Raw genomic sequence first — 12,798 nt, 5'->3', positions numbered from 1 at the left:
TTCTCTTTCATCAGTGTAACACAATTCATTTATGCCTGTCTCTATGAAAAATACGCAACAAAGAACCGAACAAATCGCGTTCGGTTCTTTTTCATTATAGAATGTTTAAGCAGTGGCATTAATCAAGGTAATAATGCCGGTATGCTTGAGCTAACTGGTTAAAGGTTGCTTCATCTCCAGCCTGAATCGCTTCATCTATCGCCTGATCAATCGATTGTTTATTTCGATGAAAAGCTAACTCATCTAATAACAACGTAGCCATAAGCGCATCTTCAAAAGAATAATCACGCTTGGCGATAATGTATTTCGCATACCCATGGTTATAACGACGTAACGTAAAACAAACCTTTTGCTTTTTCATCGATTTCAACTCCTTTTCATCTTTCAATCAGACGTTAGTAATTTTAATAATATATACCCTTCTGGATATTCTTTAAACACATAACCAACGGAAATTCAACAGCCCGTCTTTAACGTATAGCTTTCTTCTTTCTAGTCTATGATACAAAAGTTAAAAGGTGACCAAAGGCAACTTTGTTTCATTACTTTAAATAAGTGGCAACGTGCTTTAACTGTTGCTCTAGACCCACTTGAATTTATTTGCTATCTTTAGTAGATAGACTGTTTAGAAAGAAGGACACCTGATGGATCAATCATTTAAAAAAGGTAGCCGCGGGGCTACCCTCTCAATTATTGTGTATATTATTCTCAGCATTGCCAAGCTCTCAGTCAGTTTCATAGCTGACTCACACGCCTTAAGAGCCGATGGTCTAAACAACTCAACCGATGTGTTAAGTTCCATCGTTGTTTTAATTGGTCTGCGGATTGCGATTAAACCAGCGGATCATAATCATCGCTATGGCCATGCGAGAGCCGAGATGATCGCGAGTCTCATCGCTTCTTTTATTATGGTATCGGTCAGTATTCAAGTCATGACACAAGCAGTGACCAACTTCATGAATAAAAATTATCCCGAGCCAGGTCTACTCGCTTTTTGGACCGCAGTGGTCAGTGGAATCGTGCTATTTTTCGTCTATAAATATAACAACACACTCGCACGGAAAATCAATAGTCATGCTTTAAAAGCTGCGAGTCTTGATAACCGGGCCGATAGTTTGATTAGTTTTGCTGCAGCCTTTGGTATCATCGGAACATATTTCGGTCTTTACTGGTTGGACTCGGTGTTAGGGCTATTCGTTGGTATCTTAATCTTTTATACCGCCTATCAGACGTTTAGTCACGCTTCACATACACTCTCGGACGGCTTTGATCCGGAGATGATTAAAAAGATTAAACAACTCACCTTACTAGATCCTGGTACAAAACACGTCTCAGATATTCGTGGACGTACCGTCGGTAACCAAGTCATGATTGATATGATTGTTTATGTTGATCCTGATATGACGGTACGAGCTGGTCATGATATAACTGATCGGATTGAAAGTTTACTCTATGACCAGCTCGGGATTGAATATGTGACCATTCACGTGGAACCCTACAGCAACACATAAACAACCGAAACCGACGCAAGCACCACCAAGACGAGCGGCACGCGGACTAAAGACAACACAACCGCTACCGCTCCGCCGATGAGGCTAATCCCTGGTTCGTTTGGAATCGCCTGAATGATACCAGGAAATATTAAGGCCCCTAGTGTAGCGTAAGGAATCACATTTAAAAACTCTCCGACAAGGGGTGGCACGCTAACCTTATCCACAATAAACGGTGGTAAGATGCGCGGCACTATGGTGACTAACCATAATGACAATAACAGCAACAGACTCATACCATCACCTCTTTGCTTCTAATCATCACGCCAACTAAACTAGCGAGTAACGTTGCGACAACAATCCGAATACCTTCTGAAGCTACGGGCGTGAGTAAGTAGTTAACTATCATCGCTAAGACGGCGATCGCGCCGTAACGCCACTCTTTTTTAACAGACGGTAACAACAGTGCAATAAACATCGCATATAAACTAATCCCAAAACTTTGGCCGAGTGTGTCAGGAATAAATGTCCCAATGACACCCCCGAGTAACGACCCCGTTACCCAAGCGAAGTAACCAGCAATATGTAACGTGATGTAAAAACTTACGGGTGTTTGTTTATCCTTATTCAATACACTGAGGACCGAAAACGATTCATCGGTCATGAGCGCCCCTAAGACCGCTTTATCTTTTAACTTAAACGTCCTTAACCGGTGACTCATCGACAGTGACATAATGAAGTGCCGAAAGTTAAGCACAAACGTGGCCAACACTAACTCGATGTAAGTCGCCTGTACAAGCATCATATTAAGGATCATAAACTGACTGGCCCCTCCAAACACTAACGCACTCATGGATGTTAACTCAACCAAACTGAGCCCCGCTTGGTTAGCAAGTACACCGTAGGCGAGCGCGATGGGTAAATACCCAATCATAATCGGTGCCGCCGTCATTAAACCTTCGACTACTGGATGTCGTCTCATTCTCTTTCCCCCTTGCCTTTGCTCTTATATCTCTATAAAAAAACAGCTAGCCACTTGGGCTAGCTAATACGTCTTATTCGACGTCATCTTGTTCAGTCAAAATGAGTGGACCGTCTTTAGTGATAATAATCGTATGTTCATACTGAGCTGAACGTGAACCATCAATCGTTCTTGCCGTCCAACCATTATCATCCATCTGCATTTGCCACTGGCCTTCATTTAACATCGGTTCGATGGTAATCGCCATACCTTCTTTTAAACGGGCGCCCTTATTCGGTAAACCGTAATGAGGGATGTGTGGTTCTTCGTGAATCGTTGGACCAATACCGTGTCCAGTAAAGTCACGTACAACACTATAGCCTTCTTTTTCCGCATACGTTTGAATCGCATGGCCAATGTCACCAATGCGGTTACCGACTTTTGCTTGTTCGATCCCTAAGTACAGTGATTTTTTCGTCACATCAAGTAACTTTTGTGTTTTTTCATCCGCTTCACCAATCACATACGTCCAGGCAGAATCCGCTAGGCCGCCTTTATATTTAACGACCATATCAATCGTGACAATATCGCCTTGAGTGAGCACATCTTCACGTGGGAACCCGTGGCAAATTTCATCATTAATTGAAGCACATGTCGCGTATTCATATCCTTGGTAGCCTTTTTGTTCAGCCGTTGCGCCGCGCTCGGCTAGATACTTCTCTACAAACCGGTCCACTTCCATCGTCGTGACACCTGGTTTCATCATTTTTGCAATCTCTTTATGCAACTTTGCTAGGAGTTTCCCAGCTTCAACCATCATATCAATTTCTCGTTTACTTTTACGTTGAATCATTCGCTTCTTCCCCTTTCTTCCTAACATACTATAACATATTTCCCGTTAGAACGGGGAACAAAAAACACGGGGATTAAAAAAGAAAATGAAACAAGTCCAGATCAATGGCACTTGTTTCATTGTTATGACGTAACGTCTCTTGTTATGAAAAATTATCTTTTGTTTGTCATTTTCAAGCCTTTAACAATCGTACACCATAAAAACCGCCGGCAACGGTTTTCTCACGTGCTTTAAAGGTCACAGTAATCATCTGTTTTCCTCTTGTTAACGCGCTTGGGACCGAATAATCACGCGTAAACAATTGTCCAGGTCGTCCTGACTGTAACTGTTCTGTTTGAATCACGACACCTTCTACTAAAATGTCAAATAACCTCGGGTAGGTCTCTTTTTCTATTGTAATCGTATCATCACTACCAAAGTATGTGACGCTTAAAATGAGCGGGACATCTATCGCTTTCATCTGATATTGAATGAACCCTTGATCAACACAGTCGCGCCAATGTTTGTCAACACTCGCTAGATAACCGGTACGTGAATTTTCGTGTGTCAGTTTGTGATCGGTTTCTGGTTGTTGTTCACCCGGTGCGACAACATCAACCGTTCGATTGATAAGAGCTAACTTATCTCGCTCGGCTTTGTTTATCTGTTCTGTATAATCTTCTGGTTTTAACACCGTCACATATAACGTATAGCGCTCATGATGAACCGTAAAGAACGGCTTAAAGGTAAAGACGTCCTTTCCTTCTCCAACGATAGGTAATGACTGAAAGGTCAGTGTCTCTTTATCTACACAATGAATCAAGTCTAACGGCGCTTGGTCACTAATAAGCGGAGGGACATGAATCAATGGGTGATGATTGTGCACTTGATGATCACCGACGACATCTGCTTCTGGATAATTGTCACGCCCTAATGCGGCAGCGAGAGCGAGTGGGCCATACATATATACATATTGCCGGTTGTTTTCTTTATTGTGATAAAGATGCACGTCCATCGGCGTAACCCAACTCAGCGCATCCCCTTCATACCACGTTCGGTCAATGATAAAGTAACCCGCTTGTTCTTTCGGATAGATAACCTCACCGTTTAGCATGACGTTCATCGGTCCCTGTATCCAGGACGGCTTTCTTACCCTTACATCGACTGCGACCGCATCCCCACGGGTGACGGTCAAAGTCATTTTATCATTGTACGGAAACTCAGTCTGTTGCTGAAACTGAATCGCTTGATCTTCTAGTGTGACGACTGCGTTAATAAACAGTTGCACGTAAAGCGTGTCATCCATGTGCCTGAAAATATCCGTCCCATAACGGGCGGGGTTTTCCATTCCCGTTCCAGTACAACACCAAAAGCTTTCCTCTTGATCACAATAAACTTTAAAGTGCCCTGGTTCCGTTGGGACGAAGTATGTTTTCCCACCTGTCTCTGGGTCTTGTGACGCCAAAATATGATTAAACAGCGCCCGTTCATAATAATCATAGTAGGTCGACTGTTGATCCCACGCAAAGATCATCGACGCTAGCTTCATCATATTATACGTGTTACACGTTTCCGTCGTTAAAATGCCAAGAGGTTCGGTTTTAGACGGTCCAAAGTGTTCACCGATACTATTGCCCCCGATGACGTAACTACGGTTTTTAATCACTTCATGATAGAAAAACATCACGGTATCTTTATACGCTTGTTTCCCGGTAATTTGATAGAGCTTAGCCGTTCCAAGAATTTTTGGAATCTGGGTATTGGCATGTTTACCAGCTAAATGATCGATGCCTTGACTGAGTGGCGAGAGTATCGCTTCATGTTGGAATCGTTCGGCTAGCGTTAAAAATCGCGCGTCTTTTGTCAGTAAATAGACAGACGCAAAGACGTCATTCATGCCGCCAAATTCACAGATTAACATGCGCTGAAAAGCATCATCCGATAATGATCTTAGCCCTGTCTCTGCCCAATCTGATAGTCGATACAAGACGTCTTTCGCTAAGTTCAAACCAGTAAATTCATACACATCTATTAGTCCTTGAAATATTTTATGAATGCTGTACCACGGCACCCATGACCCGCCTAATGAGAAAGGTTCTACGCGGAAATTACCTGAAAATACTTCATCAAAACAATCGCGCTTAAATCCACTGATGTAGCCATCGCCAGATACGTCTTGTAAATCCGCTAGCTCCATCACGATATAATCAATCCGCGTCTTTAGTTCTTCCTGTTTCGTCGTTTGGTACATAATACTTGTTGCTGATAAATAGTGCCCCAGTGAATGCCCGGCAATCTCCATCGACTCCCAACCACCGTAGCGCGTTTTCTTAGGCTCTAAGCCTAGTGCGATATAACACGGAGCAAGTAAGCGATCAACATCTAGATCAAGTAAAAATTGTTCACCTGTCTCTTGACTCGTTTTAAATAGTCCTTCTGTTAATTGTACGTTTAACACAGTCATCTCCCTTTCTGTTCATAACCTTATGTACCTTCTATTCGACTTTCCTCTTAAACTTTCTTTTAGTATGGCGTGAAGACATCACGATTTCCATACCCATTCTTTTGATTAACCTATCTTTATTTTAGGTTAATTTGATATACTAAAACAAAAGGAGTGAGACCGTTGTTACAAGTGAGATTAAATGCCAATGAACTACCATTAGTAAGTGAAGCGGGTTTTCTAACAGACGAAAGCGGGACCTTTACTCACCTATCGAGAACACTCGAGCACATTCATGTCTTTATTTTCGTTACCTCAGGGACGATTTACGTGACAGAAGAAGGGACGGACTATCGCTTAAATGCGGGTGACTATCTTTTCTTACATGCGAATCACACGCATTTTGGTAAGCAACCATTTGACGCTGGTACCTCGTGGTATTATCTTCATTTCTATAAACACTCGGATTTAAAACAAACAGCTTTAGAACTAGAGCGAGCATCTTTTATTACGCCACTAAGATATTATGATAAACACCTTACCTTACCTAAAACAGGACAGGTCAAACACAGGTATATCCTCACAGATTTATTTGATCAGATACTCGCCTCAAAACGGGACGGGAGCGTGAAGCAATCGATCGATGCTTATCAATTATTGTATGAGCTTTACTTGTTGAACCAAAAATCAAACTCAAACGCCTATCCTCTCATCGACCGCGTTTACGAACTTATTGAAGACACACGCGGTAAGGCAACAGGAGAGATATTTAGTTCCACCTTGCATTTAAATTACAGTTATATTTCGACTGTCTTTAAACAAACGACAGGGCAAACCATTCAACAAGCAAAAAACAACTATCTAATTGAACAAGCGATTAAATTGTTTCGCTATGAAGGACTGAACGTCACAGAAGCAAGTGAACGCCTACAGTTTGCGAATCCTTACTATTTTAGTCGAGTATTTAAACAAGTGACTGGCACTTCACCTAAACAGTACATCAAACAACAGTTAAATTAAAACAAGCATTAAACAAGTGAGGATAGAGATCATCGCTTGTTTAATGCTTAACTTCGTTTCATTCATTGTCTTTTTTCTTCACGCGACAAGTTCTGAGTCAGGGAAGCCAACCTTTCATCTCAATCGGTTTGATCCTGTTTATACAGGCGCGGATACTTTTTCTTTTATGTTCTCTGTCCCGCAGCATAATCATGAGGATGTGGTTGTTGGTCACTGAAATTAATATCAGTTTCTGGTAAACCTCTCCCTCTAAATCAAAGATTATAAAGGAGATTACTGATGAAACGACGGTAACAACTCTCTTGGTCCACTTCACTCATTCCTTTTAAATATATACTTCATTCAAAGTCACTCACACAAAGAAAAAAAGAAGAATCAGGATCAAACTGACTCTTCATAAACAAACGTATTTTTCTTACTCTCTCTTACCTATCAAAAGTAAGGTGTCGCCATTGATGCCCCAATAATGATAAGTAAGATGAATAGGACAACAAGTAAACTGAATTGTGGTGATTGACACTTATCATATCCTTGATCACAACATTTCTCATGACAGCCCATATCTTTCACCTCCTACTTACATAAATAGTGTATGAAAGTAACAGGTTTTGGACTGGGTTATTGACTCTTTTAGACAAAGTCGTGAATGCTGTAATAATGACCATTTATTAATGCTTGTTCATCTAGAAGTAAATCAACTAACACATTGCCTACCGTTTCCGGACTTCTTAAGGCATTTTCTTGTTTATATTCTTTAAATTGATCAACATCTTTAAATTGTGCTTTTGATGTGCTTCTAATATCCCTTTGCATGGATGTATCCATAATACTCGGGTCAAAGAGAATAATTTTATGTTGTTCATCTAATTCATCCACTTCTAAAGCGACCGTTTCTGTATAGCGATTAATCGCGGCTTTCGTTGCACCGTATAAGCTCCAACCATACGTTGATCGTTGAGCTGCACCTGAAGAGATATTAGCTAGAATCACTTTCGTCTGATATTTTTTGGCGTCATGTAGGAGACGTGAAGTGGTAAACATGGGTGCCGTCAGATTCAGGTTCACGTGTTTTTCAATCGCTTCTCTCGTGTGATTAGCGCTCACATCAATTGGATTCACCGTCGCCGCATTATTAATGAGATAGACTTTCTCGGTATCTTTTTTAAAGACCAGTGTTTTAATTTGATCACACGTATCTTCTAACTCATCGACTGCCGATAAATCACAGCTGTATGAATAGAATGACGCTTCCGTTGATTCACTATAGGTAAGTAACTGTTTGTTGATCGATCGACTGATGCCCACAACGGATACACCCTCATCTAAAAATCGGCGGGCTAAGGTTTCCCCTAAACCTTTTGAAGCTCCTGTAATAATCGCATAATTCACATTCATTCCTCCCGATCATTGTTAATTTTACGTTGATTAATCTGTTTCATTTATAGTTTTAATTATAGCGTAAATTGGAGCGTTTTAAAACGTCTACTCTCCATCCCTTCACTTAAATCAAGCGGATTCATAAGACAAAAAAACGTATGAAACTTCAGATGAACAAAAAACATGACAGCTGATGTGAGGTTTTGTCAGAATTCTCTTACTTTTCATACAAAACACTTGATAAATAGGTCGTATTTGGCGTAAAGTATAGAGTATATCTAAAGGGGGAATCCACTGTGTCTCAATCATTTAATACAAAAACCGTTCATTTTAAAACAGCCAAACACCAACCACATAATAGTAAAGTCACACCTATTTATCAAACGAGTGCTTTTTCATTTAAAGACTTAGACGACGTCGAAGCGTTCTATAACGGTGAGAAGGACTATTTGTATTCTCGGGTCGGAAATCCTAATCCAGATGAATTAGCGCATGTCGTTAGTCAACTTGAAAATGCCCCGGCAGGCGTCAGCGCAGCATCAGGACTCGCGGCCATCTTAGTTGGTGTCTTATCTGTCTGTCAGGCAGGGGACCATATTTTAGCATCAACGGATATTTACGGCGGTACTTATGAATTATTCGAAACGGAACTTACTTCGTTTGGGATTGAACTCTCATTCGTTGACTTTAAAGACTTGGATGCCGTCGCAAAAGAAATCAAACCAAACACCAAATTAGTGTACACCGAATCCATTACCAATCCGCTTCTTTACGTAGAAGATTTAACGGCGATTGTTGCGTTAAGTCAGAAGCATAACTTAAAAACGATGGTCGATAACACCTTTGCGACACCGTACTTAATCACGCCTTACGACCAAGGTGTGAACTTAGTCGTACATAGCGCGACAAAATACTTAGGGGGTCATAGTGATGTCACCGCAGGAGTAGTCGTTGGTGATGAGGATTTGATTAAAAAAGCCCGCACTAAAGCGATCCACTTAGGCCCAACACTTGCGCCAATGGAAGCCTGGCTTACTGTCCGCGGGGTAAAAACACTTGCCTTACGAATGGAAAAGCAAGTCGCTAACGCCCAAAAGCTTGCGGATGCCTTAAGCGCGCATGAAGACATTCATACTGTCTATTACCCAAAACAAGCGAGTCCGAAAGGAAACGGCGCGATTGTGACCATTGACTTAAAAGATACGATTGATGTCAAAACTTTCTTCCAATCACTCGGTTTCGTGAAGATTGTCCCAACGTTAGCTGGCGTTGAGACAACGGTGTCTTATCCGAAAACAACGTCTCACCGTGCCTTACCTGAAGATGTGCAACAATCGCTCGGTATTACCACCGGATTAGTACGCATCTCTGTTGGCATTGAAGATAGTGACGATATTATCCAAGCTTTCACCGAGGCATTATCAAACAGTCAGCACGCCTAGCCGACTTCTTAGATCTTACATGGTGAACGATATGACCTATAAGGTGTCAACATAAATAGCCGTCCAACGACATGTTGGACGGCTATTGTTTATTTGCAGCTTTTTTCTATAAGGGCACTGTGACGTTAATCTTAGTCTTTTACTTGTTTCTTATTCTTTCTTGAGATGACATAAAGCAAACTACTGGAGACAATCAACAATAATCCAAACGCCATCAAGCTGTACATTAAGGTTGCGGTGTTCGGTAAGGCCCCTAATATATTATCATTAGACCCATTATCATTGCTCTCACCCGACACATTCCCAGTTGAGTTTGAGTTATTAGCGTTCGCATTTGTATCCGAGTCATTTCCGTTATTATTGTCATTATTGTTTGAATTTGAATTATCATCCGTTGCATCATCTGATGTATCCGGAAGTGTCTCATCATCTGTCGATCCATTTCCATCATTACTACCGTCATTCGTTTGATTATCATCGTTTGAGGCATCATCGTCCTCGCCTGTTGTGTCATCGTCTGGGTCCTCATTTGGATCAACATCAGCCACGACGTCTACTTCTGCAATCGCATAGTAGCTAAACGTATCTGTTTTAATCGTAACTTTTTTGCTTGATGCGTCATACGAAGCAATCGGATTGATAGAAAGTGCCCCCTCTTGACTTAAACGAATGAAACGCAACCCATCAGGATTATTAATCGTTGTAGGCTCCACATCAAATGTCAACGTCACCGGAGCGGGGAACTTTCCATTATATCGATTACCTGTATTAAAAATATTCAAATGATAAATGTTAGACTTCAAATCAAACACATCAAAACCGGCTTGATTTGGTTTTTCTTCGACGGTAAAGTTAAATTTTTTATTTTTAAAGAAATCATCCGTCAATAAAGCATTCGGGAATTCTACTGTTAAGCGTTCCTCATCATGCGTTGTTGTTAACGTTTCATTATTTGTTAATTGTTCAAGTACATCATTATTCACATAAATATTGTTCTTATTTTTCGTATAAAGGTTTCCATCGCCACCTTGATACGTCGGTAAATTAATGTTTTCAATGACTACTGCATTGGATTCATATTCATAATCATCTTCATCATCGTTCGTTGTATCATCATCCGTCGCATCATCATCGTCAGAGTCATCTGGTGTTGGGTCTGATTCGACAATCTCTTCGATAATGACATATTTACCTGTTTGTTTTGGCTCGATTCTTACCGTTTCGGTTGATGGACTGTAATCACTAATGTCTTCAATATAAATCTCACCGTTTCTAGCAATTGTCGCATACTTTAAGCCATCTGGATTATCGATTTGATTTGGATCGACATCAAATGTCATTGACACTTTCTCCGTCGTTGGGAACGTGTTCAAGTAAAGATTTTGACTGTTACTTAATGTAAAGTCATAAACGGCACTTCTTAGTCTTAGTCCATTGAAATCAGACTTGTCAGCTAAAGATTTTACTTGATAGTTAAATTGATCACCCATAAAATGCGGCATCGTCATTAAAGCATGAGGCACACTCACGACCACCCCATTGTGTGAGGCTCTAAACTGATTACCTGACGTTAATTGTGTTAACACTTCATCTAAGATAATGACGTGACTCTTATCAAACGTATAAATATCGCCATTGACGATTTGATAGGTATCTAAATTGTCATTGTCAATAATAAGCAACTCCGATGGAACTGGTTCTTCCGGGTCATCGGGATCGGTTGGATTACCAGGATTTTCAGGGTCAGTTGGTTCCTCTGGTTCTTCCGGCGCTTCATAAACATACCCATTCGGTCCAATAATGGTTTTAAGTTCTTTCGTTGTTTTCACAAACACATAGTTACCAGGGTGGTAAATCGCCGCCGATAGCGTCGGATGATCCGCCTGATCGTCATAATCATTCACTGGATAGTACTCTCGAATAATGAACTCTGTGCCATTCGCTGTGTATTCATAATTACGGTAGAGGTAAAACTCTTCATCATCTTCTTTATCCGGTAATGGCATGGAATAAACAAGCGGTGCTGAAAAACGGGTTATTTCGTTCATCGCTCGTTCATCTTTAACCACATCTTCTTCTGTCACTTCAACTTCGGTCCCACCGAATAACTTAACATCTACTGACTGACCTATTCCGGTCACATCGGCATTAGGTGAGTAAGTACTGTTTAAATCCGTCCGTAATTCAACGACGTCACGCTGGGTGGGATTCATATAAGAGGTCGGTAATTGTAACGACATGTCTTGGTCATTAAAGATTAAGTCTTTCACTTGGATCGCTTTATTGACTGTTGTTGAGTTAAACACGATCGGCGCGATTTGGTTCACAAAGATTTTCGAACCAACATCTTTATAGTACTTGTTATAGAGCGTATCTGAGAAGTAAACAAACTCAGACACTGGTTGGTCATTGTCCACAAATAAAAACGTCAAATCATTGTTTTCGGTATTGAACATGATTTCACCGGTCTGAGTGTCATAATAAATTTTCGTCTCAAAATCTTCCCGGTACTGCCCGTCTTCTAAATACACGAGTGTCGGTGTTTTAGAAAGACCTGGTTTAATTCGAGCGATTAAGTTACTTACGTCAACTCGGTTAATCGCCTGAACACTGTTATCTCGTTCATACATATCGGCGAAATAACTTAAATGATTTGATAAAGGTGTCATGGTGACATTATTCATGACGAAATCACCTTGATCATTCTTAATGTTATAAGGGGCTGCCTGTTGAAAAGCCATGAGTAGGGAGTAATCAGTCGATACGACTTCTGGAGAAAATGAAGCTTTTAGGAAATCATTTTCTAATGCGAAAGTCGTCTCATTATTAAAAGGTTCATAATCCATTTTGTCATGGTAGATTCCGTAACCATACACCGCCTCGCGTACAGTTAATTTATTGGTGCTGTTGCTGTAGGCATTTATTATCTGAGGATAGCCTAAGTAGACCGCGTCTCGTACGGATAATTCTTGTTCAAATGCTTGGTGTCGATCAGCCGAATCAAGATTTGCACTGAACTTAAACGGTGATAAGAATGGTAAAAGTAAACTAATCGCTAATACGCCACTAATGAGCGCTAATTTTTGTTTCATATGTTATAACCTCCGGAAATTCTCTCATTATAATAGAGTCACTAGCTGATTGAACTACCCCCACCTAACATTCTCACGAATGTTTGAGGAAGGGGATTCCATAAGGACACCCTAAAGGCGACCCATGCTCGTTCAACTAAG

General features: G+C 40.8%; 11 protein-coding genes. 3 read left to right on the top strand and 8 right to left on the bottom strand.

Going from position 1 to position 12,798, the window contains the following annotated elements; all coding sequences use genetic code 11:
* Positions 1-118 precede the first annotated feature (118 nt).
* Positions 119-361, bottom strand: a complete 243-nt coding sequence (locus BM390_RS13185; RefSeq protein WP_062323027.1) for an IDEAL domain-containing protein — start codon at positions 359-361, stop codon at positions 119-121.
* Positions 362-644: 283 nt separating this feature from the next.
* Between BM390_RS13185 and BM390_RS13180 the strand changes: the two genes are divergently transcribed.
* Positions 645-1,511 carry a cation diffusion facilitator family transporter gene (locus BM390_RS13180; RefSeq protein ID WP_089855363.1) on the top strand — a complete coding sequence of 289 codons (867 nt, stop codon included), beginning with the start codon at positions 645-647 and terminating at the stop codon, positions 1,509-1,511.
* Here BM390_RS13180 and BM390_RS13175 read toward each other — a convergent pair.
* The 4 genes from BM390_RS13175 to BM390_RS13160 form a co-directional block, all read right to left on the bottom strand.
* Positions 1,496-1,786: an AzlD domain-containing protein gene (locus BM390_RS13175; protein ID WP_062323029.1), complete on the bottom strand. Its 291-nt coding sequence runs from the start codon at positions 1,784-1,786 to the stop codon at positions 1,496-1,498. The genes BM390_RS13180 and BM390_RS13175 overlap by 16 nt on opposite strands.
* Positions 1,783-2,472, bottom strand: a complete 690-nt coding sequence (locus BM390_RS13170; protein ID WP_062323031.1) for an AzlC family ABC transporter permease — start codon at positions 2,470-2,472, stop codon at positions 1,783-1,785. The genes BM390_RS13175 and BM390_RS13170 overlap by 4 nt, the downstream gene beginning before the upstream one ends.
* A 73-nt stretch (positions 2,473-2,545) precedes the next feature.
* Positions 2,546-3,304, bottom strand: coding sequence for a type I methionyl aminopeptidase (map, locus tag BM390_RS13165; protein WP_089855360.1), 759 nt, complete (start codon positions 3,302-3,304; stop codon positions 2,546-2,548).
* A gap of 172 nt (positions 3,305-3,476) precedes the next feature.
* Positions 3,477-5,741, bottom strand: a complete 2,265-nt coding sequence (locus BM390_RS13160) for a beta-L-arabinofuranosidase domain-containing protein (protein WP_062323041.1) — start codon at positions 5,739-5,741, stop codon at positions 3,477-3,479.
* A 177-nt stretch (positions 5,742-5,918) separates the two neighbouring features.
* Between BM390_RS13160 and BM390_RS13155 the strand changes: the two genes are divergently transcribed.
* A complete protein-coding gene (locus tag BM390_RS13155; protein WP_231631549.1) occupies positions 5,919-6,746 on the top strand; it encodes an AraC family transcriptional regulator in 828 nt (275 codons plus the stop codon).
* A gap of 432 nt (positions 6,747-7,178) precedes the next feature.
* On the opposite strand, the gene BM390_RS13150 is transcribed toward BM390_RS13155, so the two are convergent.
* Together BM390_RS13150 and BM390_RS13145 are read right to left on the bottom strand one after the other, a co-directional pair.
* The gene (locus tag BM390_RS13150; RefSeq protein WP_082394561.1) at positions 7,179-7,307 is read right to left on the bottom strand and encodes a YjcZ family sporulation protein; all 129 of its coding nucleotides are present in this window, start codon (positions 7,305-7,307) and stop codon (positions 7,179-7,181) included.
* Positions 7,308-7,376: 69 nt separating this feature from the next.
* Entirely contained in the window at positions 7,377-8,141 is a 765-nt protein-coding gene (locus BM390_RS13145) for an SDR family NAD(P)-dependent oxidoreductase (protein WP_246806779.1), read from the bottom strand.
* Positions 8,142-8,419: 278 nt separating this feature from the next.
* Between BM390_RS13145 and BM390_RS13140 the strand changes: the two genes are divergently transcribed.
* Positions 8,420-9,565 (top strand): trans-sulfuration enzyme family protein, encoded by a 1,146-nt coding sequence (locus BM390_RS13140; RefSeq protein WP_062323037.1) that lies wholly within the window; start codon positions 8,420-8,422, stop codon positions 9,563-9,565.
* Positions 9,566-9,696: 131 nt separating this feature from the next.
* Here BM390_RS13140 and BM390_RS13135 read toward each other — a convergent pair whose 3' ends face one another.
* A complete protein-coding gene (locus BM390_RS13135) occupies positions 9,697-12,657 on the bottom strand; it encodes a hypothetical protein (RefSeq protein WP_062323039.1) in 2,961 nt (986 codons plus the stop codon).
* Positions 12,658-12,798: the final 141 nt, after the last annotated feature.

It is taken from the genome of Halolactibacillus miurensis, assembly GCF_900116255.1.
GTDB lineage: Bacteria > Bacillota > Bacilli > Bacillales > Amphibacillaceae > Halolactibacillus > Halolactibacillus miurensis.
This window is presented reverse-complemented; position numbering and strand designations above follow the sequence as displayed.

What these genes read in the sequence shown, in the direction of transcription:
- BM390_RS13185 (WP_062323027.1), bottom strand. Translation starts at nt 361, where the DNA reads ATGAAAAAGCAAAAGGTTTGTTTTACGTTACGTCGTTATAACCATGGG.
- BM390_RS13180 (WP_089855363.1), top strand. Translation starts at nt 645, where the DNA reads ATGGATCAATCATTTAAAAAAGGTAGCCGCGGGGCTACCCTCTCAATT.
- BM390_RS13175 (WP_062323029.1), bottom strand. Translation starts at nt 1,786, where the DNA reads ATGAGTCTGTTGCTGTTATTGTCATTATGGTTAGTCACCATAGTGCCG.
- BM390_RS13170 (WP_062323031.1), bottom strand. Translation starts at nt 2,472, where the DNA reads ATGAGACGACATCCAGTAGTCGAAGGTTTAATGACGGCGGCACCGATT.
- map (WP_089855360.1), bottom strand. Translation starts at nt 3,304, where the DNA reads ATGATTCAACGTAAAAGTAAACGAGAAATTGATATGATGGTTGAAGCT.
- BM390_RS13150 (WP_082394561.1), bottom strand. Translation starts at nt 7,307, where the DNA reads ATGGGCTGTCATGAGAAATGTTGTGATCAAGGATATGATAAGTGTCAA.
- BM390_RS13145 (WP_246806779.1), bottom strand. Translation starts at nt 8,141, where the DNA reads ATGAATGTGAATTATGCGATTATTACAGGAGCTTCAAAAGGTTTAGGG.
- BM390_RS13135 (WP_062323039.1), bottom strand. Translation starts at nt 12,657, where the DNA reads ATGAAACAAAAATTAGCGCTCATTAGTGGCGTATTAGCGATTAGTTTA.